A 24,518-nucleotide genomic window follows, 5' to 3' on the forward strand; every position below is an offset into this window, starting at 1 on the left:
ATTATTACGGTAATTTTAGAGTCTAATTATTGCAATAATTTAGCCCGATGAAACGTTTCTTCAGCTTCATACTTTTTATTTCTTGTTCGTTAACCGTGTTGGCCCAGGTTGACACGGCACAACAGGTAATACCCGGCAGAAGCAATAGCCCCGAACAGCAGGAGAAACCTTATGTGATCCTTATTTCGGCGGACGGTTTCCGGTATGACTATGCTGAAAAGTACAAGGCTGAACATTTGTTGGCGTTGGCTGATGCGGGTGTAAAGGCATCTTCTATGGTTCCAAGCTTTCCTTCGGTTACATTTCCTAATCACTATACTATCGTAACAGGTTTGTACCCTTCACATCATGGGTTGATCGATAATAGCTTCTACGACCGCACTTTAAAACGCGCATACAGCTATAAAGGCAAAACAGCAAGTGAAGGTATTTGGTATGGAGGTACACCGTTATGGGTGCTTGCTGAGCAACAGAAGATGGTAACCGCCAGTTATTTCTGGGTGGGCTCTGAAGCAGCTATACAAAACACCTATCCTGCTTATTATTATAAATTCAACCAGGTGACGCCTATTGATAAACGTATAGCTGCAGTAGTTTACTGGCTAAAATTACCGCCGGAAAAACGCCCGCACCTGATCACTTTTTATTTCCCGCAGGTAGATCATGAAGGGCATAAACATGGGCCAAATTCGCCTGAGGTTGAAAATGCTGTTCATTTTGTTGATTCCGCCGTGTATGAACTGACTAAGGCAGTAAGTAAAACCGGCCTTAAGGTGAACTATATTTTTGTATCCGATCATGGGATGACCACTCCGGACATCGTTAATACCCTAAAGTTACCGGCAGCTATTGATACATCGAAATATATTGTCGGCGACCATGGTTTGATGATAGACCTGTATGCGAAAAACCCCGATGATATCCAAAAAACCTATGAGCAGTTGAAGAAAGAGGCAAGGGATTACCAGGTTTTTCTGAGGGTAAATATCCCGAAGCACTACCATTATTCGAAATCGGATGATCGCTATGGCCGCATCGGCGATATTATCCTTATATCAAATTATCCCAAGGTTTTCAATATTCATAACTCTAAATCCGACCCGGGATGGCATGGCTTTGATCCTGAGGCGGTGAAGGATATGCATGCTACATTTTATGCCTGGGGACCAGCTTTTAAAACAAATACGCAAATCAGTTCGTTTCCTAATGTAGATATTTATCCTTTAGTCGCGGAGATATTAGGATTAAAGTATACATTTAAAGTCGACGGAACCAGGCACTTAGCCAAAGAGGTTCTGAAATAGTAATCCGAACATGAGAAAAAACCCCGGGCGAACATATTTAATGGCACGCCTGCCCATAGCTGTGAGTGCACTTGGGCATGGCCTCGATAGAATACCTAAGGTTCAAGTATTTAGCGATCATCTGGTCAGTCAATTCAGTAAAACAATTTTACCTCTAAAGCTTGTAAGTATATTCAGTATCACGCTGCCATTTATCGAACTTGGCGTGGGCATACTATTAATCCTGGGTCTGTTTACACGTTTTGCATGTATTGTCGGGTTGATAACCATGCTGGCACTCATTCTTGGATCGTGCCTGATTGAACAGTGGGATAATGTATTATCCCAGATGCTTTATAGCCTGTATTTTGTTATGCTTTATTACTATGCATTTTACAACCGCTATTCATTTGACAGACTGCTGGGCCGGATACCCAATGCCAAAACACACGTTCTTTAATAGGCATTAGGTCTTTTATTTCCGGTTTTAAAAGGTTAAATTTATAACAGCACTTCTTGTTGAAAACAAAAAGTACCGCTTAATTCTTTATTACCTAAAATCTGATGATTTACCTGTAAATGATGCTGCTATGAACGAAGTAAAAGAACAATTCAGCAATGTTTCGAAAAAGTACGATTCACAAAGGAAATACCTTATCCCCTGCTTTAACGACTTTTATTCAGCATGCCTGCCGTTGGTAAAAAGCCTTACCCATGCCAAACGTGTACTGGATATTGGCGCCGGTACTGGTTTATTCTCACAGTTTATTTATGATCTGAATCCCAGTTTACATTTTACACTCATTGATCTGTCGGGACAAATGCTAAATGTTGCCCGCGAGCGCTTTGATGGTGAGGATAATTTCGAATACATCGAACTCGATTTTTCAAAAGATACTTTGCCAGGCAAATATGATCTGATTATATCGGGCTTAGCTATCCATCACCTGGAAGACACCGATAAGGCAAAGCTTTACAAGAATATCTATCAGGCACTCAATGATGGCGGTTTATTTATCAATGCTGACCAGGTTGCAGGAAAAAATATGCTATTCGATAGCTTGTACAAATATTATTGGCGCGAAACTGTGTCACATTCCGGCCTTGACCGGGAGGCATTGATACAGGCATTTGAGCGCACCAAACTCGATAAACTCGCCCCGCTGGATACACAATTGAAGATGCTTGAAAAAGCAGGCTTTAACGAAGCAGACTGCATTTACAAAAACATGAACTTTGCTGTGTTTGGCGGTTTCAAAGACGAGAAGGTGGAGACAGCTGTAATCTAGTCATTGGGCATTAGTCATTTGTCATTGGGAATAAATGCATTTTTATTTTACTTCCAACAGGCAAGAGCGTTACTAATGGCTATTGACAAGTGACTAATGACCATAAAAGTCCCACGCCGCTTTGGCTATCTGGGCAATAACTAAATCGCGGGTTGCGTCATCCGCCCTGGAATTGCATACAAGAACTGCTATAGCCAAATGTTTGGCATTTGGCAAGGTAATGATACCAACATCGTTGGTAGCTGGTGTCAATCCCTCATCATTTGTAGGCGAAGTGCCGGTTTTATGGGCTACAACAGCATCGGCAGGTAGTAATCCCTTTAGTCGCTTCGGACCGGTTGTGGTTTCGGTCATGATTTTGTACAGGAAATCATTACTGCTTTTTGAAAGTACCTTGCCCTGATAAAACAAATCCAACAGGCGTACTACGTCAGCCGGTTTGCACCAATTGGTGTATTGCACCTCCCATGCTTTGGCCATATCGCCTTCCGAGGCTACAATGTTTATTCCCTTTATACCCAAACTGTATAAGTACTTTAATACGGTTTGCGTACCGCCTAATTTTTTTAACAGGAAATCGCAAGCATTATTATCGCTTTGCGAAACCATATAGCTCAGTAGTTCACCTAAAGTAATTTCGGCGCCATCAGGATACTTATCGCGCAACGGACTCCATGTATTGGGATACATATCGCCTCTGCCCACTTTCATTTTCTGATCGAGCTTGTACTTGCCCTTGTCAACCAGGTTCAGCACAGTCATGGCAATAGGAAATTTCATCACACTATGCATCACCAGGCGCGAATTGGCATTGTAATTCAGCGTATCACGGGTTTCAATACCTAATATGGATACCCCCAGGATCCCTTTAGATTGCTTAGCAATCTGGACGATCTGATTTTTTAATGAGTCCTGTGCCTTTGTAAATCGGGGAAATAATAAAATTACGAGTAAAAGTATAGGTAAATACTGCTTTTTCATACCCACTAATAACGCAATTATTGGACATGAATTTTAATCGAGTCTGAAATTATCTTCACCGCCTCGTATCATATTGGCTACATCAATTTTCATTAGTCGGATGATGCTTTTTGTAGTATATATAAGAGTAAACAACAGGTATTAATACCAATACAGAAATAATGCTCAGAAAGACAATCATAGCAGCCTTGTTTGGCAATAATAATACAGTGATTGTGAGCGTAATCCCTCCTGCAAACCACAATTTACTTGCTAAACGATGGGTGGAACGCCAGGTATCCGGGTCTTCCAAAGTCCAGGGGGTACGCACGCCGGCAAAATAGTTTGGTTTGATACTGTTCATGATATTTCCGATAAAGGCGAACAGTAATCCTACAACAGGCAATATCAGTTTACCTATTTCAAAACTGTTATTCACTGTGGCGTAGGTAATGGCAATATCTAATGCCGCCATAAAAAACACCATACCCAGTGCAAGCTTCTGAAAAGTAGCCTCGCCATATTTTACATACTTTTTGGGATCGATAGCCGGCAGAAATTTGAGCAAAAAATACACAAAAGCCGACATCCCCATTAAAATGCCCTGCGTAGCTAAGAACTCTTCTTTGCTACCATAACGATCGGGTTTGCCTTCAATACCAAAATGCACAGGCACTGAATCCGGCAGCGATGAGTAAACATAGGCAACATAGGCCACGGGCAATAACCATAATACCAGCGCCGCAACATCCATCGAATTAAACTTCTTCATTTTATTTCTTGTTTTGTGGTGATTTAAACTGCATGATCCATTTCAGCATTTCGTCCATTACGGTGGTGTTGATGGAGTAGTAAATAAACTGTCCCTCCTTTACAGATACAACCAGTCCGGCCTGCCTGAGCAGATCGAGGTGGTGCGAGATGCTGGGCTTGGATATATTAAACTGATCGGCAATGTCGCCAGCAGTCATATCCTTGTCTTTTAACAGTTCCAGTATCTCCCGTCGCGTCGGGTCGTTCAATGCTTTAAATAGTGTGTTCAATTTTATTTCTCTATTTATATATTTAGACAAATATCTAAATACTTTGTTACAAAAAAGCATGAATTAAAAAAACTCATGCTTCTCAATCGTATACGTTTAGTTTTTACAAAATTTAGCCAGCTTTTTTGCAGCCTCAATTTGCCCAAAAGCCGCTAATGTTGCCCAGTCTTTACATGCATCCTGTGTTTTATTCAAATTTGCATTGATTACAGCCCTAAAAGAATAGGCACTTAGATTTATTTTATCAATTTCAATACATTTACCAAGCAACTCCAGGGCTTTTGCATGATTACCGCTATTGTAGTAAGTTATTGCATCTTTAAAATACTGCTGGCTTGCTTCAAATTCATCTCTGTCAATTGGAGCATATGGAGCTTTCGGCAAAAAGTCATATTCCAGTTTCAATGTATTCATTATGCGCGTACTGCCCGGCACAGCTGAACGCGCTGTTTTCACTGTTACCTGAACAATCGAATTGATGGGGATGTTATTTTTACAAGCCGGTTGCCACTCCAGATCACCAAATGAACTTCCTATTGTTCTTGCAAAGCCTTTACCAATACTGTCCATACTGATGATGGTAAAATTCTTTACCCGCCCCTTCTTATCCACAATAAAACTGGCTTTCAAAGTACCTTTATCATAATTTTGCGCAATTGCGTTCATCAAATTAAATATCCTGCCGTTAACTTGCGGGAAAACCTCATTAGTAGCTTGATAAACAGAATCCTTTAAAGCAGCATCATAAGTAGCTGCTGAAACAATATTATGTGCTTTTACTTTTGTAAAATAATAAACAGGTATTTGACTGTCATCAGCTCCAAGAGCAAAAAACGACAGTTTTAAGGTATCTTTTGTTAAGCCAAGGAAATTATATAAAGTTCCACCTACTACCAATGTGTCGTTACTAAGCTTATATTGGGTTTTAAACCCATCAAAAAAGGCCTCGCTACTCATATCAACAGTTCCATTGGGAGCAAAGCTGTATTTAACAAAATCCATCCCGCATCCGTTATAGTCGATAATGCGGCTGCCGTCTTTCATTTGTGCTTTAGCCTTTACCCACTGGCCCTGTAATAATTGGTTATTTGATTGCGCTAAGGAAAAGAGCGGCAAAAAGAAGAATAAAATAAAATACTTCATTGTAATTGGTTTAGGCTTGTAAATAAATAAAATTGTGATGTTGATTAAATTACAAATCTAAGCAAATAATCCTTTTTCCCTCTCAATAAACTGGGGCCGAAGTAAATTTAAGCCAAGTGCTTTGTTCAGCTCCTCCGCAACGTAATCACACAGCTCCGGCGAGTAACGCTCATCGTGCTGGTGCATAAAAAACCATACTGTTTGCAAACCTTGCTCCTTCCAATCCTTTATACGGGCAACCCAATCATCCACACGTTTATAATCCGTTTTATCAAGGCTGTTTCCCACAAAGCGAATGAAGGCATGCAGTGTGGGTAATTCCATATGTACGCAATCCCGGCGTCCGGCTGCATCAGTAATTACGGCGCCGATGTTTAGTTCATGCAGCATATTGAACAGGTTGTCGCGGTTCCCCCATTTGGCACAACCAACTTGTACTTGTAATTCACCTTTGCCTTCTGCGGCTTTAAGTGTCTTTATCATTTATTCCGGATCAGCCGGTAAAGTAAAATCAATTGAGTGTAATTCGTGGGGATCGACGCGTCCAAATTCCATAGGTTATTTTTTTGAGCAAACTAGTACAGACTAAAGCAATTAGCAATTTATTTTCAGATAAATTTTGAATGAAATAATTAAATATATAAACTTGCGTAAGCACTTACGTAATTATTAAAAATGAACTTTTATAACAGGGTTGGAAAGAAGGCAATCGGTTCGAGATTAAGAGGATTAAGTGAAATCATCACGAGCGACGCAGCCAGATTATATGAGATATACGGAGTAGATATTCAACCACGCTGGTGGCCGGTATTTTATGTTCTGACTGAAAGCGAGGAGAACTCGATCACGGCTATTGCCAATGAGATCGGTCAGACACATGCCTCCGTTAGCCAGGTTGTGCGCGAGATGGCAAAAAAAGGCATTGTAACCGAACACCGGAACAAGAACGATCAGCGCAAAAACTTTGTGTCATTAACAGAAAAAGGAAGGAACGCCGCCATGAAATTAGAGAAGCAACATGAGGATGTTTCGTCTGCCATTGACAGGATGTTCAGCGAAAGCCAGTATGATCTGTGGAAGGCTATTGAGGAATGGGAATATCTGCTGGAACAAAAAAGCCTGCTGCGTCGCGTAGAAGAGGAAAAGAAACAGCGTGAAAGCGGCAATGTGCAGATTGTTGATTATAAATCTGAATACCGCAAGGCCTTTAAAGATTTGAACGAGGAATGGATCACCCAACACTTCAAAATGGAAGAATCGGATCATAAAGCACTTGATCATCCTGAAGAATACATCATCGACCAGGGTGGCCATATCTATATCTCCCTTTATAATGGCGAACCCGTTGGAGCCTGCGCCATCATTAAAATGACTGACAAGAAATTCGAGCTGGCAAAAATGGCAGTATCCCCCAAAGCTCAGGGCAAAAGTATTGGAACGTTGCTTGGACAGGCATGCATTGATAAGGCCAGGGAGTTGGGTGCCGATACTGTATTTCTGGAAAGCAATACTAAACTTAAACCAGCAATTAGCCTGTACCGAAAGTTAGGTTTTGAAAAGATCACCGGGCCACCGTCTCCTTATGAGAGGGCGAATATTCAGATGGAGTTGAAATTGTAATATTTCCGCCCCGTAGGGACGCGATGCATCGCGTCTCTACCCATCATAAAAGGATATCCTTCTTAAACTTCGGTGGTACCCGCTTGTTCGTGGCCTGTTCAAAGGCATAACCCAATTTGATAATCCCTGCTTCATCATAAGCGGTGCTAATAAAGGATATCCCTACAGGCAATTCATTCCAATAACCCATCGGCACAGTAATATGCGGATACCCCGCCATCGCCGCCGGGCCGGAATAGGAGAACCCATTGTCATAATCGCCATTAATCAGGTCGATACAGCAGGCAAAGCCGTTAGTAGGTGCGGCAATGGCATCCAGCTTATTTTCCTTTAAAATTTTGTCGATTGCGCTCCGAGTGATCGTAGTCGTATTTTTTACCGCGTCCAGATATTCCTTTGTATTCAGGTCACCTTTTTTCTGGGCCAGCTCAAGAGTTTCCTGTTTAAAATACGGCATAGCTTTGCCTTCATTCTTTTTGTTGAATTCGATCACATCGGCTAATGTTTTCACTTTCGCGTTAGCTTTACTCAGGTAATTATTCACGCCGTCTTTAAACTCGTACAACAAAACAGTAAACTCATCTTTCCCCGCTTGCTTTATCTCCTTATACACATCAACTTCTACAATAATAGCGCCTTTACTTTTCAGAAGGTCAACGGCTTCATGGAATATCTTATCCATTGCAGGGTTTACAGTTAAACCGCCTTTCTCCACTCCAATCCGTTTGCCATGGAGACCATTAGCATCCAAAAATTTGGTGTAATCAGACTGGATTTTCCCTTTGTTAGTAGCAGTGTAAGAATCCTGGGTATCCTCACCTGCCAAAGCGCCCAGTAAAATTGCCGCATCTTTTACCGTCCGAGCCATTGGCCCGGCAGTATCCTGGGTTTTAGAAATTGGAATGATACCCGATCTGCTCCACAAACCAACGGTAGGTTTTATACCTACCAACCCATTAACTGACGACGGTGAAACGATAGAACCATCTGTCTCCGTACCTACCGCAATTGCACACAAATTAGCCGATGCTGCCGAGCCGGAGCCTGCACTTGATCCGCTCGGATTGCGGTCGAGCACACACGGAGATTTGGTTTGACCTCCCCTGCTACTCCATGCGCTGGTAGAATGCGTGGACCGGAAATTGGCCCATTCGCTCAAATTGGTTTTACCCAAAAGTACAGCTCCTGCTTCGCGTAGCTTTTTGATGATGAAAGCATCCTGCTTGGCGATATTCCCGTCAAGCGCCAATGCTCCTGCAGTGGTCATCATCTTATCACCAGTGTCAATATTATCTTTTACCAGTACAGGGATTCCATGCAAAGGTCCGCGCACTTTGCCGTTTGCACGCTCCTTATCCATCGCGTCGGCAATATCTAATGCGTCCGGGTTCACCTCGATTACTGCATTTAACTTCGGACCACCTTTATCAATAGCATCAATCCGTTTCAGATAAAGTTCTGTGATGGAACGAGACGTATACTCCTTGTTCTTCATTTTTTGCTGAAGGATATCAATTGTCATCTCGTTCAGTTCAAAATCATCGTGAAAGCGCTCGTCTTTCCGATCTTCCTTTTTATCGGTCGATACGGTATTACAGGCGCCTGCTACCAGCGCAGTTACCCCGACTACTGAAGTTGTTTTTAAAAAATTTCTCCTGTGCATGATAAGTGTAGATAAGCAGCTACAAGTAACGGAAATTTGAAGAATAATCAAAGGGGGATCAGTTAGCAGAAATGATTTTGTCACCGTATTAAAAGTTAAATAAATTAACTATTGCGGGTGTTACATTCGGTCTTGTACGTTTTTGGGTTGTCAGTTTTGGAGGGTTAAAAATCTATAAATATTACACCTGTTTCATGTAACACCTTGACTCATGCTGAAAAGTTTATATCAACGGACTGCGGCAAACACAAATTCCCCATTCAAATAGCATTGTAAAATTGCTATCAACAATCAGTAGCATATTCCTACTTAACTAAAAAGCTTTACTTTTGCTGCGGGATTTTTCCCTGTATCTATGACCCCAACAAACGAACTGCATACCCAGGCTGTACAATTACTGCAACAGCTGATAGCCATACCATCTTTTAGTCGTGAAGAAAACCTGACGGCTGATGTGATCGAAAAATTCCTGAAAGGAAAAGGTATCCAAACGCACCGGAAAATGAATAATATCTGGGCGTGGAACAAACATTTTGATGCCTCAAAACCGACCATCCTGCTTAACTCGCATCACGATACAGTAAAACCCAACTCTGGCTATACCCGCGACCCTTTCGATGCTAAAATTGAAGACGGTAAGCTTTATGGTCTGGGCAGTAATGATGCAGGTGGCTGTTTGGTATCGTTGATCCATGTATTTCTATATTTCTACGACAAAGAAGGCTTGAAATACAATTTCTGCCTGGCTACCACTGCCGAGGAAGAGATATCAGGAATAAACGGTCTGGAGTTGATCATTCCTGAACTAGGTGACCTGAATTTCGGCATTGTGGGCGAACCTACATTAATGCAACTAGCCGTTGCCGAACGCGGTTTGATGGTATTGGACTGCCTAGCACATGGCAAAGCCGGTCATGCCGCACGTGAGGAGGGCGAAAATGCGATTTACAACGCAATGAAGGATATCGAATGGTTCCGCACTTTCCGTTTTCCTAAAGAGTCGGAAGAATTCGGTCCGGTTAAAATGTCTGTTACCATTATCAATGCGGGATCCCAGCACAACGTGGTGCCTGCAAGCTGTTCCTATACCGTTGATGTACGGGTTACAGATGCCTATCGTAACGAAGAGGTGTTAGAGATCATTCGTCAGCATGTAAGCAGCGATGTAACGCCAAGGTCTATCCGTTTAAAGCCATCCAAAATAGATAAGAACCACCCGATCGTTCAGGCTGGTATAGCCTTAGGCAGAACTACCTATGGCTCCCCTACCACGTCTGATCAATCTTTATTGGATATTCCATCACTTAAAGTTGGCCCTGGCGACTCGGCACGCTCGCATACTGCTGATGAGTTTATTTATGTAGACGAGATCAAAGAGGGGATCGACCTGTATATCAAAATGCTCGAAAGCATCATTTAGTCGAAAAGAAATGGTAGATTAGGTCTCACATGGACCTGAAAATCAGCAAAGTCGCCCTAAAAGAGATACTTCCGTTAAGGGAGTTATTTCTTAAGGAAAATAATTTCCAAATACGATACGACGCCTGTCATGCCCGTGGATGGACCGACTCCTATTTAATCTCCATCGATGGAGGGAACGTAGGCTATGGCTCCGTAAAAGGCAAGGATGACCTTTCGCTTCGTGACGCTATTTTTGAATTTTACCTTACACCTAAAAACCGGAAATACTCCAATTCAGCTTTTGAAATGCTGATCAAGTCTTCAGGGGTAAAGTATATTGAGTGTCAGAGTAACGAACACCTGTTGGCATCAATGATCTTCGAATTTTCAAGTCATATCACCTCGGATGTTATTCTTTTCGAGGATGATCAGTTTGCATTTTTGAATGTTCCGGGTGCTACTTTTCGGAAAAAAGAACCAAGGGACGTATCATTTGATCATAAAAGTGAACCAGATGGCGATTACGTAATCGAAGCAAATGGTGAGATAACTGCTACCGGAGGATTTTTACTGCATTACAATTTTCCATTTGCCGATTTGTACATGGAAGTGCGGGAAGATCAGCGTAAAAAAGGATATGGCAGCCTGATGATCCAGGAACTGAGAAAAGCCTGTTTTGATGCGGACAGGGTGCCGGCGGCCCGTTGCAATATTACCAATAAGGCGTCAAAAGCCACGCTAATGAAAGGTGGTTTAAAAATTGCCGGTTATATGTTGACAGGAGAAATTAAAGCGCAATATCTATGATCTTCCCGCCTTTTACCAATCTCATCACCGATCGTCTTATTCTTCGCGAGTTGCAGGCAGGCGATGCTGAACAAATTTTCCGGATACGTACAGATTCGAGAGTGAATGCTTTTCTTGATCGCGGGCCCACAAAATCGGTTAATGACAGTTTGAAGTTCATCAATAATATTCTGAAAGCACAGAACAATAAAGACTCGATAATGTGGGTCATCACCCTGAAAAATGACCCTAAGCTGATTGGCACAGTGCTTTATTGGCACATTGTTAAGGAACAGGACAAAGCTGAGTTGGGCTACGAAATGCTGCCTGAATATTTTGGGCAAGGCATTATGCGAGAAGCGCTGACAGAAGTAATCCGGTTTGGATTTGAAACGATGGAACTGAAAAATATTGTTGCTGAAGCAAGAGTGGATAATTTGAGATCGATAAATGCATTGCAGAAATGTGGGTTTCAACAGACAGGAGTTGCGAATGATCGATATTTGATATATGAACTTCGCTCTCCCTTTTTGTCATTCTGCGATAGTGAAGGATGACAATTTCTATTTTACTTCTTATTGATTAATCTTCCGCTATAAATTAATTGTGATTAATCCCATATTTGCACCATGAGTAAGCTTTGGCAAAAAACCGCGAATGTAAACGAACTGGTTGAAAACTTCACCGTTGGTCGCGATCGCGAGTTCGACGAACAAATGGCCGCTTTTGATGTGCTTGGATCACTTGCTCATACCCGCATGTTGCAAAGTATCGGATTGATGGATGAGGCTGATCTGAGTCTTGTTCAGAACGAATTAAAAACCATTTATAACGACATTCAGGCTGGTAATTTCAGCATTGGTGAAGGCGTGGAAGATGTGCACTCGCAGGTTGAATTGCTGCTTACCCAACGCATAGGCGATGCCGGTAAAAAAATACATAGCGGACGATCTCGCAACGACCAGGTACTAGTGGATCTGAAACTGTTCTTCCGCAGCCAGTTACAGGAGGCGGTAGAGGAAGTTTATACTTTGTTCCGCTTACTTATTGCCCTTAGCGAAAAACACAAAGACGTACTTTTACCCGGATATACGCATTTGCAGGTAGCTATGCCATCCTCATTCGGTTTATGGTTCGGTGCTTATGCCGAAAGTTTGGCAGATGATTTGGAAACCGTTTTAGCGGCTTATAAAATCACCAATAAAAACCCACTGGGTTCGGCGGCAGGATATGGCTCATCGTTCCCGCTGAACCGTACCATGACTACCGAGCTTTTAGGTTTCGATAATCTCAACTACAATGTAGTATATGCACAAATGGGACGCGGCAAAACCGAACGTATCATTGCGCAGGCCATTGCGAACGTTGCCGCTACCCTGGCTAAGATGGCTATGGACCAGGCACTATACCTAAGTCAGAACTTTGCTTTTGTAAGTTATCCGGATACATTAACCACCGGCAGCAGCATTATGCCGCACAAAAAGAATCCTGATGTTTGGGAAATCATGCGCGGCAAATGCAACCGTTTACAGGCGTTGCCAAATGATGTGGCGATGATGACCACCAACCTGCCATCAGGCTATCATCGTGAACTACAACTATTAAAGGAACTGGTATTCCCTGCTTTTGCTGATCTGAAGAACTGCCTGCATATGGCCACCTTTATGCTGCAGCACATCGAGGTAAAAACAGATATTCTGAACGATCCGAAATACGCTTATCTGTTCAGTGTGGAGGAAGTTAACCGCATGGTACTGGATGGCACTCCATTCCGTGATGCGTACAAGCAAGTTGGTTTAGCTATTGAACAAGGTAATTTCAATCCGGATAAGAAAGTAAACCATACACATGAAGGCAGCATCGGCAATTTGAATAACGCCGAGATCACCGCTTCAATGGATAAATTGCTGGCCAATTTCAATTTTGATAAGGTAACAAGCGCAATCAAAGAATTACTTAAGCCATAAGACTATGCCATTTGCAAAGGGCGATCAGGTCAAATTAAGAACTTTCTTAGGGACTTTAAAACCGCGAAAAGCGAGAGGCACTGAAAACAATTTTTGGAGGTTGATTGGCCAGAAAGGCAAAGTAATAGATGATGCCATTCAAAATAAAAGAATTTTGGTGTTGTTTGAGAAACATTTAGACGAGTTTGAGGTTGCTAACCACAATCCTATTCCAAATTCACTTTGGATAAAACCGTCAGACCTGAGATTAGATATTTGAATTAAAACGAGAAAGTGGAATTAGCATGAACGGTCAAAACAGAAGTGATATTTATCCCGGACTGGAAGTGGATATTATCCTGAAAAAAGATCAGCGCAGCGGAAAAAGGACCAGGGGGATTGTGAAAGACCTGCTCACCAGTTCTGCCTATCATTCACGAGGGATAAAAGTGCGGCTGGAAGACGGACAGATTGGTCGCGTTGTTGAAATAATTGACCAAGATTAATTGTAAATTAGCATTTATATGCCCCGGAAAATTACTGCCAACCGCGCCCTCATATTCCGTATGGATGCGCAATACCGCTTATTGATCGCACTTGTATTCGGCGGCATAGCTTACTTTTTATTTCCTAAGGCTGCCTCGTGGCCCGCACAAGTATTAACTATCTGGATAGTATTCGCGCTGACGATTATTATATTAGACTGGACGGCCATCTTCTGGTCGCATCCGCTGGAGGTACGAAAAATTGCCAAACTGCAAGACTCCAGTCGATATGTACTATTTCTTTTCGTCATTATCGCCTCCATTGTTAGCCTGGTGGCAATTGTCTTTTTGTTAAAATCGTCCAAGGGCCATGCATCTGGAGTTGCCAGTCACGTATTATTGGCTATGGCTGCGGTTATCGTTTCATGGACATTGGTACATACTATATTCACTATGCGTTATGCACATTTGTACTATGACACTAATAAAGATGATGGTACGCCGCGCAAAGGAGGTGGCTTGCAATTTCCGGATGAGTTAGAACCTGATTATCTTGATTTTGCCTATTTTTCATTTGTTATCGGAATGACCTTCCAGGTATCCGATGTCGAAATATCCTCACGATTAATACGGCGTCATGCCTTAGTGCATAGTTTAATTTCTTTTGCTTTTAATACCACGATAGTTGCATTAAGCATTAACGTGATCTCAGGTTTGGTAGCGCAATAAGCTAGTTTTCTATCTTCGAATATTTCCGTGTATCGCCCATCGCAACATAAACTACCAGCGAGATAAGGATACACCCCGTCACGTACCAGTAGAAATAATCGGCATGATGATTTTGCTTAAAAGTGAGGGCCAAAGTCTCCGCCGTACCACCAAACAGCGACACCGCTATGGCGTAAGGAAACCCTACACCCAAAGCCCTGATCTTCGCCGGGAAAAGCTCGGCCTTAACCACTGCATTGATAGAGGTATAGGCACTGATAATTATCAAGGCACACATCACGAGTAGAAATGCGGACCAAACTTCTTTGGTGCTGCTTAAAGTCGTCATGATAGGTACTGTTGTTAAAGCTCCTGCAATACCAAAGCCAATAAGTAAAGGTTTACGACCTATCTTATCCGACAGCAAACCAAACAGTGGTTGTAATAACATGAACACGACCAGGCTCAGGGTAGATATTAAAGATGCATCGGCATTGCTGAACTTAGCTGTATCTACCAAAAATTTTTGCATATAGGTGGTGAAGGTATAAAACGCCACAGTGCCGCCAATAGTGAGTCCGATTACAGTTAATACGGCTCTGGGGTGATGCAATAAAGCTTTTATAGTTCCTCTATCATCTTTGGTATCCTCTTGCTGAAAGGGCGCTGACTCCTGCAAGCTACGGCGCAGGTACATCACCGTAACAGCCAATATCGCTCCAAATACAAAAGGAATACGCCAGCCCCATTCGTGCAATTCTTTTTCTGTTAAAAATACTTTCTGTAAAAGAACCACAAAGCCCGAGGCGACCAACTGTCCCATAATCAGCGTGACATACTGAAAGCTGGAATAAAATCCGCGGTGTTTTTTGGTGGCCATTTCACTCAGGTAAGTGGCGCTGGTGCCATACTCTCCTCCTACGCTGAGTCCCTGAATAATTCGAGCCAGCAATAAAACGATGGGGGCTGCTATGCCGATCTGCTGATAACCCGGCACAATCGCAATTATGAGCGAACCGATGCTCATCAGCAATACTGAAAAGGTCAGCGCTGCTTTTCGTCCCTTTTTATCCGCAAAAGTCCCCATCAGCCAGCCGCCAATAGGTCTCATTAAAAAGCCGATAGCGAATATTGCCGCTGTGCTGAGCAGTTGTACAGTTTGATTTCCTTTCGGGAAGAAAGTCGCCGCGAAATACAGGGAGAAAAACGAATAGATATACCAATCGTACCACTCCACCAGGTTACCCAGCGAGCCACCAATGATGGATTTGATGCGATGGATTTCAACAGGTGTATCAGATGACTGCATTTAGGTATTTAATTAGTTGTGTTGGATGTCATGCTGAGCCCGTCGAAGCATGGCGGACAAAGGCCTTTAGGCACCACACTTCGAGTACCTCAGTGTGGCACCCTCTTCTTCGTTCATAAAAGTAAATTAATCCCTTGTAAAACCAATTGATTTTAAAACGAATCTTCCCTATCTTGTCTCTATGTTTTTTACCGAAGACTTTATCACTTACATCTGGAAATTCCGTCTGTTTGACCGCGAGAGCCTGCAAACTACTACGGGTGAAGGAGTCGAAGTATTTTCTGCGGGATTGCCAAATAAAGATTCGGGCCCTGATTTTCATAACGCCCGTATCCGTATCGGCGATACCACCTGGGCCGGCAATGTGGAGATCCATATCAACTCGTCCGACTGGCACAAGCACCACCGTACACACGATAAAGCGTACGCTAATGTGATACTGCATGTGGTTTGCCGCGACGATGAACCGATCACCCTACCCGATGGTCGCCGGCTGCCGACGCTGGAACTGCAAAACCGTATATCGCCTGAATTGTACGGCCGTTATCGCCACCTCATCTACGGCAACCAGCAGTTCATTCCCTGCGAGGGCAGCATCCGATATGTTGATGATATCAACCTGCGTAACTGGCTTACCCGTATATTGATCTCAAAGATGAATACCCGCAGAAATTGAAAGAAGAGTATACTTTCCTGCAAAAGAACTACAGCCCGGAGCCTATCGAAAAACATTTGTGGAAGTTTATGCGCCTACGCCCTCAAAACTTTCCGACCATACGTCTGGCACAATTCGCGGCACTCATCGTCAAATCAAACCACTTGTTGTCGAAAGTGCTGGATATTAAGGATACCGATGCACTGCGAAAGCTGTTTACCCGCCTCGACATCAACCTATACTGGGAAACGCATTACCGTTTTGATGTGGAATCGAAACCGGTAATAAAAAGTCTTGGACAATCTTCGATTGATATTTTATTATTGAATACCTTTGTATTGTTCCTGTTTAGTTACGGCAAACATACCCTGCAGGAATACTTTATCAACAGAAGTCTGAAATTGTTGGAAAAATTACCTGCCGAGCAAAACAAAATCGTAACTAATTTTGATTCTGTTGGTATAAAGGTTAATACCGCATTTGATTCGCAGGCGCTATTGGAGCTAAAAAATAATTATTGCGACCATAAGAAATGCCTGCAATGCGGCGTTGGAAATAAAATACTTAGAATGGCTTGATATGTTGCAAAGGATAATCACATTTTTCGAACGGTACTCTTTCGGCGTTTGTACTTACATCGGCGAGCGCTTTAATATATCTATCAATAAAATACGCCTGTTTTTTATTTACTCGTCATTTCTGGCTGTCGGCTTTCCGCTGATCGTTTACTTCTTCGCCGGTATCGTGCTCGATTTCCGTAGGTATTTTAAGAGGAAACACTCTAAGGTAACGGACCTGCTGCCGTAATTGACCGTCGATTTCCATCATCTTGTCATTGCGAACGCAGTGTGGCAATCGCGAAGTTTGCATCTTCGCCGTGTATAGCATGCGATTGCGTCGTATCCTCGCAATGACATAAATTTCCCCTACTTTGTAAAAAAATTGTATCAAATACACAATCTTTTTAAAAAAACGATTTTTGCTACTATCTTAAGGGCTTCCAATTATTCTACTTTTTCAACCCTTATAAAACGCACTATTGAAAGGCTTTTACAACTCTGCCCGTTTTAAAATACCCCTTCTACTATTTGGCTGTCTGCTGACTTTCGGTGCTTTCGCACAGAAAAAGAACGCTTCCTATAAATACCACATCCGACGGGCAACTGCTGATATTGCTATCGATGGCGTTGATACCGACCCCGCCTGGCAGCGGGCGGACTCGGCTGTCGACTTTCACATGGTGTTGCCGATGGACACCAGTTTGGCCAAAATACCTACCGTGGTGAAGATGGCTTATGATGATAAGAACCTGTATGTTTTGGCCGTTTGTTATACGCCCGTTCATGGGCCGTATATGGTGGAATCAATGAAACGCGACTTCAGTTTTTTAAAAAACGACAACTTCATTTTCTTCATGGATCCGTTTGATGCGCGTACCGATGGTTTTACTTTCGGAGCTAATGCAGCAGGCGGACAATGGGATGGCAGCATGTATGCCGGGGGTAGTGTCGACCTTAACTGGGATAATAAATGGACATCAGCAGTAAAAAACTATCCGGATAAATGGGTGTTTGAGGCTGCTATTCCTTTTAAGAGTATCCGTTATAAAAAAGGCATCAAAGAATGGGGCATCAACTTTAGCAGAAACGACCTGAAAGGTGCTGAAAAATCCTCATGGGCACCTGTACCGCGCCAGTTCCCTACGGCTTCATTGGCCTATACCGGCGTGTTGGTTTGGGACGAAGATCCGCCTACATCAAGCAGCAACGTCTCTATCATCCCCTATGCATTGGCAGGCGTTACCAAAGATTACCAGACAAACACTTCGGCAGCCTTTAAAAAAGAGTTTGGCGGCGATGCCAAGATAGCTTTAACGCCATCCCTCAACCTGGACATGACCGTCAACCCGGATTTCTCGCAGGTAGATGTGGATCAGCAGGTGATCAACCTGAGCCGCTATGAATTGTTCTTCCCCGAGAAAAGGCAATTCTTTCTCGAAAACGGCGATCTGTTTGCCAACTTCGGTTACTCGGATATCAGGCCATTTTTTTCAAGACGCATCGGTTTAAATCAGCCTATTGATTTTGGCGCAAGGATGACCGGAAAGCTGAATAAAGACTGGCGCATTGGTTTGATGGACGTCCAGACAGGAACCTCTGAATCAAATGATCTTGATGCAGGTAACTATGGTATAATTACCCTGCAACGCCGCGTGCTCGATCGCTCCAATATCGGATTTATGTTTGTAAACAAGCAAGTAACCGAAGCCCCCAACGGCAGCGTGATCGGCCCTAATGATTACAACAGGAATATCGGCGTGGAGTTTAATCTGGCATCACGGAGCAATATGTGGACTGGCAAATTATTGGGGTTAAAATCATTTACACCCGGTAAGGACGGGCACGATTTGGTACTGGCCGATCATTTGCAATATTTCAGCAAATACTGGCAGTTATACCTACAGGAAGAGTATGTCGGCAAAAACTTTAATGCAGCTGTAGGCTATGTGCCCCGTGTAGGCTACATCAAGCTAAACCCGCTGATATTGCGCAACTTCTTCCCGAAGAAAACTGCGGTGCTGAGCTACGGCATTCAGGCTAACTCGAACTACTTTTTTAACGAAAGCTTCGACAGAACTGACAACGAAAGCGCTCTTTCATTTATCACTACCTTCCGCAACCGTAGTACGATCACCATTTCGGGTATCAATGATTATGTAAAACTTCAGCAACCTTTTGATCCGACAAATACAGGTAAGCAACCCCTTGCGATAGGGACACAACATAACTACAATTCGCTGGATATTTTGGTGGTATCCAAACCGCAGAGTGTATTTACCTATCAGCTGGAAAGCATTTTTGGCGGATATTATGATAACGGTCACAGGCTTACCGTTAGCGGAACGGTAGGCTATCGTTTCCAGCCTTATGTCAATATTGCTATTAACGCCAACTATACCGATCTGCGTTTGCCTGCACCTTATGGCGATACACGGTTCTCTCTGATCGGCCCTAAAGTAGATATTACATTTACCAATACCCTATATTTTACAACCTATGTGCAATACAGCGACCAGCAGCGGAATATGAATATCAATACCAGGTTCCAGTGGCGTTACAAGCCGGCATCGGACTTGTTTATTGTATATGGTGAAAACTCGATACCATCGCCTTATACCCCTAAGAACAGGCAACTGGTGATCAAATGGACGTATTGGCTAAATATTTAATTAAAGGGATAGTATTTATCCCGAATATTTTAAATTTACCCTGATAGTTTTTAAAAAACTGTTTCTACTTATAAACCAATTATTAACAAAAACGCAAATGAAAACCCAATTCAAACTACCGTTATTTCTTTTGATCGGTGCAGCCTCATTAGCTTTCACCCTTCCAAAACCTAAAAAACCTATCGTAAGCAAGGCCACAGGCTGGATCAGCATTTTTGATGGCAAATCCTTAAAAGGCTGGCATGGCTACAACAAAACCGGCCCGGTTAAAAACTGGGAGGTGGAAGATGGCGCACTTGTATGCCTTGGTGCGGCAAAAAGTGCATCAGGTGGCGATATTGTAACCGATAAGAAATACACCGATTTTGAATTGAAGTGGGACTGGAAAGTATCAAAAGGCAGCAATAGCGGCGTGATGTATCATGTGGTTGAGGGCCCAAAATGGCACGCCCCTTATGAAACAGGACCAGAGTACCAAATTATAGATGATATAGGTTTCCCCGAAAAACTGGAAGACTGGCAAAAAGCCGGTGCTGACTATGCTATGCAACCTGCAAACGATCAGAAAGTACTGAAACCTGTAGGTGAGTGGAACTCAAGCAGGATCGTTTTCAGAAAAGGCCATGTAGAGCACTGGCTGAACGGCAAGAAGATAGTAGAGTTTGAAGCCTGGAGCGACGACTGGAACAAAAAACGGACCGAAGGCAAATGGAAAGATTATCCCGATTACGGCAAAGCCAAAACTGGTGAGATAGCCTTACAGGATCATGGCGATAAAGCATACTACAAGAACATTTTTATCAGAGAATTATAGCTTGGTTAAGTTGTTGATAAGTTTCAACTAATACAACCACTTCAACCATTACAACTTCTACAACCATTACAACCAATCATCCATGGAAGAAAAGAAATTAGACACCCGGCGGGAGTTCCTCAAAAAGTCGGCTATAGCGGCAGCGGCTTTTACCATTGTTCCCCGTTTTGTTTTGGGTAAAGGATACATTGCCCCGAGCGATCAGCTCACCAAGGGCATCATCGGTGTGGGCGGCATGGGTAAAAACCATATCCCCTACGGCAACACCAAAGTAGTGGCCATTTGCGATGTGGATAAAAACCACCTGCAGGAAGTATCAACAATGCTGAACAATGGCGCAAAGACATTTTCTGATTACCGCGAACTGATACAGTTGCCCGAGGTAGACATTGTACACATTGCTACACCGCCTCACTGGCACGGTATTATGGCTGCTGACGCAGCACGCGCCGGAAAAGACATCTGGTGCGAAAAACCGATGACCCATACTATTGGCGAAGGTAAGAGGGTAATGGAAGCTGTGCAGCAGCACGGCCGTATTTTCAGGCTGAACACCTGGTTCCGTTTCAGTGATAATTTCTACGGCATGGGGACCACCGTTAAACCGATCAAAAAACTGGTGGAAAGCGGTTTGCTTGGCTGGCCTTTGACTGTGACAGTTGGCAGACATACCGGATTCGACTGGAAGTTTTACTGGGTAGGCAAAACCAATTTGCCACAAATGCCCGTTCCGCCCGAGTTGGATTACGAAACATGGCTGGGTCCTGCGCCTTACAAACCCTACCATCCGCACCGGGTACACCAAACCTTCCGGGGTTACTGGGATTATGATGGTGGTGGTTTGAGCGATATGGGGCAGCATTATATTGACCCGATTCAATACTTTTTAGGCAAGGATGATACCAGTCCGATAAGCGTTGAGTTGGATGCACCTCAACAGAACATGGATGCTGTGGGCACCTGGCGCAAAATCACCTATACCTATGCCGATGGTTGCAAGATCATACTGGATGGTGAAGGCAGCGTAGAAGGTGTGCCATACATTGAAGGGCCGAAGGGTAAATTATATCCCGGCTTTAAATCGGACATACCAGACCTGGAAAGAAAATTGGCCGCTTTCCCTGATCCTGAACCGCAGGTAACCGATTTTATCGATGCTGTAAAGAACCGAAAGAAGTTTGCGCTAAATGAACAGAATGGCTATCGCTCTTGTACCATCATCAATATGGGTTTGGCAGCGTTACGTTTAGGACGTTCATTGAAATTCGACCCTGTTAAACAGGAGTTTATTGATGACGAAGGTGCAAACCGTTTGATATTCCCGCCACTTCGCGGACCATGGACCATTTAATTCAAGTTTGATATCACAATCATGAAAAAAATATTTACATCAATTGCTGTACTGTCCCTGTTCGCCACGCTTGTAAAGGCGCAGGATAGCGGCATCAGCGCCATACTGGACAAGGAACCCGCCAATAAGGAAGCAGAACTCAATGTCAATGCCGAAAAAACAATGGCTTTGGGCGAGCAGGGTATCGTAAAAATGCTAGAAATGCTGCAGGCACCTGGGCAGGCAGATAATACAAAGATCTACGACGCTATAAGCGGCTTCTCTTTTTATATCACACAAAGGACCAAAGAGCCATGGCGTGCAACCGCGGTAAAGGCTTATTGCTCAGCCCTGCCAAGGGTAAGCGACAAGTACAACCAAGCCTTTATTATCAGTCAGCTGCAAATGATTGGCAAGGATGATGCTGTATCAACCTTAAAAAACTATCTGAACGACGAACGCCTGTGCGATCCCGCTGCGCGTGCCTTGGCGAAGATCAATACAACATCAGCAAAAACTGCTTTGTTATCGGCTTTGAGCGGCTCACAGGGCAAATGCAAAATAACCCTGATAGAAGCTTTGGGTGATAGCAAGAATGCATTGGCTGTGCATGGTATTTCGGCCCAAATCGGCAAAGATAAAATGACTGATAAAGTGGCTCTGTACGCCCTGGCTAATATCGCGAACCCGGTATCCATCAACCTGATGGCCAATGCTGCCGACCAGGCTAAGTATACTTATGATGTTACCGATGCAACTTCGGCCTACCTGATGTTCATCCGAAACCTCGGTGCAAAAAATGCAGTGACTGCAACCAAGCTGGCAAAGGCATTACAATCTAAAGCGGGTTTAGCCAACCAGGTTCAAACCCAAACAGCCGCCTTAAAAATCCTGGTTGATCTTCAGGGCAGCAAAAGCACGCCTATGCTGATCGCAGCTGCCCGAAACAATAATGCACAATATCGCGATGCTGCTTTGAAATTTGCTGAACCTTTTATCACTCCTACTACGACCGCTTTGTGGACAAACGAATTATTGAAGACAGGGTGGACTCAAAAAGTTGCAATCATTAAAATGCTAGGGATTACCAGGCCGGCTTCTGCCTTATCAGCTGTGCAAAAACAATTGTATAGCCAGGAATCCGAGGTAGTGATCGCTGCAATTGATGCAGTCGTGAAGATCGGCGGGGACAAAGCAATTACTGACCTATTCAATATACTCCGAACAGGCGATGCCAATAGAATCGAAGCTGTACAGAATGCGTTGCTCATTATGAAAGGCCCGACTGTAGTAACTAAAGTAGCCACCGCATTGCCTGATATGTCAGCAGATGGGAAGGTGGTTTTGATCAATGTGTTGGCTGCACGCCAGGCTCATAGCAAGATCGACATTGTAACGCCGTTGCTAAACAGCAAAGATGCCAATGTACGTGCTGCTGCCTTCGCATCATTAAAACAATTGGCCGGCCAGGATAATCTGAGTCACCTATTCTTAATGCTGAAATCATCAACTTCAATGACTGAAGCAACAGATGTTCAGGCTGCTATTATTGCCGTTTTTGGTCAGGCTAAAGACAAATCGAACCAAAGCGCACAGGTATTGGAGCAAATGGAACAAGCACCTGCTGATAAAAAGCCTTTGTACTTTAATATCCTGGCAAGCATAGGTGATAAAAAGTCGTTAGCTGCTATCTCTTCAGCTTATGCTAAGGGCGATGACGCCACCAAACAGGCGGCTGTTACAGCGCTTTCTCAGTGGGTTGATGTAACTGCTGCTCCCGAATTATACGTGATCAGCAAAGAAACAACCGATGCCAAGCTAAAGGATCGGGCTTTGCGTGGTTATGTGGCTGCCATTAGCAAGTCGAGTTACCCTGCTGACGAAAAGATCATTTATCTGCGTGATGCGATGGAAATTGCCCAGACTGTTCCACAGAAGAAATTGATTCTGGGTGAAGCGTCGAACAACAAAACCTTTCCTGCGCTGGTATTTATCAGCAAATATTTAGATGATCCGCAACTACAAGGCGATGCTGCTGAATATGTATCTGGCATAGCTGTTTCCGATAAATATTTTTATGGCAACGTGGTGAAAGCATGGCTGAACAGATCTATAGAGCTGAAAAAAGGCGGAGATAGCGATTACGAAAAAGTGGCTATTCGCAAGTTCATCGCTGAAATGCCATCTGATGCAGGTCTTGCTCCAATATTCAACAATAAGGATCTGACTGGTTGGAAAGGCTTGGTGGGCAACCCGATCACCCGCAGTAAGATGGATGCAGCCACTCTAGCCAAAGAACAGCACAAGGCGGATTCCATCATGAACAAGGGCTGGTATGTCAAAGACGGCATCCTGAATTTCAGTGGCGAAGGTGAAAACCTGTGTACTATAAAGCAATACCGCAATTTCGAGTTATATGTAGATTGGAAGATTGAACCCAAAGGAGATGCCGGGGTTTACTTACGGGGTTCGCCGCAGGTGCAGATATGGGATACCTCACGTGTAGATGTTGGCGCACAGGTAGGTTCAGGTGGCCTGTACAACAACCAGGCACACGAAAGCAAACCGCTTAAGCTTGCTGACAATGCTATTAACGATTGGAATAACTTCCACATCATCATGAAAGGTGATAAAGTAACGGTTTACCTGAATGGGGTACTTGTAGTAGATAATGTGGTGATGGACAATTACTGGGACCGTAAACTGCCTATCTTCCCTAAAGAACAAATAGAATTACAGGCTCACGGCAACCATATTTATTATAGAGATATCTATTTAAGGGAATTGCCGGAGTAATACCTTTTTTGTCATTGCGAACGCGGTGTGGCAATCGCGAACCATGCTCTTCGCTCCG

The 24,518-nt window shown here is 43.4% G+C and carries 25 protein-coding genes; 18 read left to right on the forward strand and 7 right to left on the reverse strand.

Going from position 1 to position 24,518, the window contains the following annotated elements; all coding sequences use genetic code 11:
- Positions 1-47 precede the first annotated feature (47 nt).
- The 3 genes from Q3A68_RS16755 (at position 48) to Q3A68_RS16765 (ending at position 2,572) form a co-directional block, all read left to right on the forward strand.
- A complete protein-coding gene (locus Q3A68_RS16755; protein ID WP_302902267.1) occupies positions 48-1,304 on the forward strand; it encodes an alkaline phosphatase family protein in 1,257 nt (418 codons plus the stop codon).
- Positions 1,305-1,314: 10 nt separating this feature from the next.
- Positions 1,315-1,743: a DoxX family protein gene (locus tag Q3A68_RS16760; protein WP_302902268.1), complete on the forward strand. Its 429-nt coding sequence runs from the start codon at positions 1,315-1,317 to the stop codon at positions 1,741-1,743.
- A 130-nt stretch (positions 1,744-1,873) separates the two neighbouring features.
- Positions 1,874-2,572 carry a class I SAM-dependent methyltransferase gene (locus tag Q3A68_RS16765; protein ID WP_302902269.1) on the forward strand — a complete coding sequence of 233 codons (699 nt, stop codon included), beginning with the start codon at positions 1,874-1,876 and terminating at the stop codon, positions 2,570-2,572.
- Positions 2,573-2,665: 93 nt separating this feature from the next.
- Here the strand turns inward: Q3A68_RS16765 and bla are convergent, their stop codons facing one another.
- The 5 genes from bla to Q3A68_RS16790 all read right to left on the reverse strand — a co-directional run bounded on the left by bla (position 2,666) and on the right by Q3A68_RS16790 (position 6,201).
- Positions 2,666-3,553 carry a class A beta-lactamase, subclass A2 gene (gene bla / locus Q3A68_RS16770; RefSeq protein WP_302902270.1) on the reverse strand — a complete coding sequence of 296 codons (888 nt, stop codon included), beginning with the start codon at positions 3,551-3,553 and terminating at the stop codon, positions 2,666-2,668.
- Between the two features lie 82 nt (positions 3,554-3,635).
- Positions 3,636-4,304, reverse strand: a complete 669-nt coding sequence (locus Q3A68_RS16775) for an SdpI family protein (protein ID WP_302902271.1) — start codon at positions 4,302-4,304, stop codon at positions 3,636-3,638.
- Between the two features lies 1 nt (position 4,305).
- The gene (locus Q3A68_RS16780) at positions 4,306-4,575 is read right to left on the reverse strand and encodes an autorepressor SdpR family transcription factor (RefSeq protein ID WP_302902272.1); all 270 of its coding nucleotides are present in this window, start codon (positions 4,573-4,575) and stop codon (positions 4,306-4,308) included.
- Between the two features lie 96 nt (positions 4,576-4,671).
- On the reverse strand, positions 4,672-5,718 hold the full coding sequence (locus Q3A68_RS16785; RefSeq protein WP_302902273.1) for a tetratricopeptide repeat protein: 1,047 nt from the start codon (positions 5,716-5,718) through the stop codon (positions 4,672-4,674).
- Between the two features lie 57 nt (positions 5,719-5,775).
- Positions 5,776-6,201 (reverse strand): DUF72 domain-containing protein, encoded by a 426-nt coding sequence (locus Q3A68_RS16790; protein WP_302902274.1) that lies wholly within the window; start codon positions 6,199-6,201, stop codon positions 5,776-5,778.
- Positions 6,202-6,393: 192 nt separating this feature from the next.
- Here Q3A68_RS16790 and Q3A68_RS16795 point away from each other — a divergent pair, with 192 nt between their 5' ends.
- Positions 6,394-7,338, forward strand: a complete 945-nt coding sequence (locus Q3A68_RS16795; RefSeq protein WP_302902275.1) for a bifunctional helix-turn-helix transcriptional regulator/GNAT family N-acetyltransferase — start codon at positions 6,394-6,396, stop codon at positions 7,336-7,338.
- 43 nt (positions 7,339-7,381) lie between these two features.
- Here the strand turns inward: Q3A68_RS16795 and Q3A68_RS16800 are convergent, their stop codons facing one another.
- Positions 7,382-9,001 carry an amidase gene (locus Q3A68_RS16800; protein ID WP_302902276.1) on the reverse strand — a complete coding sequence of 540 codons (1,620 nt, stop codon included), beginning with the start codon at positions 8,999-9,001 and terminating at the stop codon, positions 7,382-7,384.
- A 355-nt stretch (positions 9,002-9,356) separates the two neighbouring features.
- Between Q3A68_RS16800 and Q3A68_RS16805 the strand changes: the two genes are divergently transcribed.
- From Q3A68_RS16805 to Q3A68_RS16835, 7 genes are all read left to right on the forward strand, one after another.
- A complete protein-coding gene (locus Q3A68_RS16805) occupies positions 9,357-10,421 on the forward strand; it encodes a M20 family metallo-hydrolase (RefSeq protein WP_302902277.1) in 1,065 nt (354 codons plus the stop codon).
- 29 nt (positions 10,422-10,450) lie between these two features.
- The gene (locus Q3A68_RS16810; protein WP_302902278.1) at positions 10,451-11,209 is read left to right on the forward strand and encodes a GNAT family N-acetyltransferase; all 759 of its coding nucleotides are present in this window, start codon (positions 10,451-10,453) and stop codon (positions 11,207-11,209) included.
- Positions 11,206-11,745 carry a GNAT family N-acetyltransferase gene (locus Q3A68_RS16815; RefSeq protein WP_302902279.1) on the forward strand — a complete coding sequence of 180 codons (540 nt, stop codon included), beginning with the start codon at positions 11,206-11,208 and terminating at the stop codon, positions 11,743-11,745. Before Q3A68_RS16810 ends, Q3A68_RS16815 begins: the two co-directional genes overlap by 4 nt.
- Before the next feature lie 72 nt (positions 11,746-11,817).
- Entirely contained in the window at positions 11,818-13,155 is a 1,338-nt protein-coding gene (gene argH, locus Q3A68_RS16820; RefSeq protein ID WP_302902280.1) for an argininosuccinate lyase, read from the forward strand.
- Positions 13,156-13,159: 4 nt separating this feature from the next.
- Positions 13,160-13,414, forward strand: coding sequence for a hypothetical protein (locus tag Q3A68_RS16825; RefSeq protein WP_302902281.1), 255 nt, complete (start codon positions 13,160-13,162; stop codon positions 13,412-13,414).
- Positions 13,415-13,439: 25 nt separating this feature from the next.
- Entirely contained in the window at positions 13,440-13,640 is a 201-nt protein-coding gene (locus tag Q3A68_RS16830) for a YwbE family protein (RefSeq protein ID WP_302902282.1), read from the forward strand.
- 18 nt (positions 13,641-13,658) lie between these two features.
- Complete coding sequence (locus tag Q3A68_RS16835) at positions 13,659-14,348, forward strand: DUF1345 domain-containing protein (RefSeq protein ID WP_302902283.1); 690 nt, start codon at positions 13,659-13,661, stop codon at positions 14,346-14,348.
- Between the two features lies 1 nt (position 14,349).
- Here the strand turns inward: Q3A68_RS16835 and Q3A68_RS16840 are convergent, their stop codons facing one another.
- Entirely contained in the window at positions 14,350-15,636 is a 1,287-nt protein-coding gene (locus tag Q3A68_RS16840) for an MFS transporter (protein WP_302902284.1), read from the reverse strand.
- A gap of 181 nt (positions 15,637-15,817) precedes the next feature.
- Here Q3A68_RS16840 and Q3A68_RS16845 point away from each other — a divergent pair, with 181 nt between their 5' ends.
- From Q3A68_RS16845 to Q3A68_RS16875, 7 genes are all read left to right on the forward strand, one after another.
- Positions 15,818-16,312, forward strand: coding sequence for a DUF2851 family protein (locus Q3A68_RS16845; protein ID WP_302902285.1), 495 nt, complete (start codon positions 15,818-15,820; stop codon positions 16,310-16,312).
- On the forward strand, positions 16,309-16,869 hold the full coding sequence (locus Q3A68_RS16850) for a DUF2851 family protein (protein ID WP_302902286.1): 561 nt from the start codon (positions 16,309-16,311) through the stop codon (positions 16,867-16,869). Before Q3A68_RS16845 ends, Q3A68_RS16850 begins: the two co-directional genes overlap by 4 nt.
- A gap of 1 nt (position 16,870) precedes the next feature.
- A complete protein-coding gene (locus tag Q3A68_RS16855) occupies positions 16,871-17,098 on the forward strand; it encodes a PspC domain-containing protein (RefSeq protein WP_302902287.1) in 228 nt (75 codons plus the stop codon).
- Positions 17,099-17,330: 232 nt separating this feature from the next.
- On the forward strand, positions 17,331-19,520 hold the full coding sequence (locus tag Q3A68_RS16860) for a DUF5916 domain-containing protein (protein ID WP_302902288.1): 2,190 nt from the start codon (positions 17,331-17,333) through the stop codon (positions 19,518-19,520).
- A 97-nt stretch (positions 19,521-19,617) separates the two neighbouring features.
- Positions 19,618-20,334, forward strand: a complete 717-nt coding sequence (locus Q3A68_RS16865; RefSeq protein WP_302902289.1) for a 3-keto-disaccharide hydrolase — start codon at positions 19,618-19,620, stop codon at positions 20,332-20,334.
- An 82-nt stretch (positions 20,335-20,416) separates the two neighbouring features.
- Entirely contained in the window at positions 20,417-21,685 is a 1,269-nt protein-coding gene (locus Q3A68_RS16870; protein ID WP_302902290.1) for a Gfo/Idh/MocA family oxidoreductase, read from the forward strand.
- A gap of 21 nt (positions 21,686-21,706) precedes the next feature.
- Positions 21,707-24,460 (forward strand): DUF1080 domain-containing protein, encoded by a 2,754-nt coding sequence (locus Q3A68_RS16875; RefSeq protein ID WP_302902291.1) that lies wholly within the window; start codon positions 21,707-21,709, stop codon positions 24,458-24,460.
- Positions 24,461-24,518: the final 58 nt, after the last annotated feature.

Origin of the sequence: Mucilaginibacter tolerans, from assembly GCF_030519375.1 — a bacterium.
Classification (GTDB): domain Bacteria; phylum Bacteroidota; class Bacteroidia; order Sphingobacteriales; family Sphingobacteriaceae; genus Mucilaginibacter.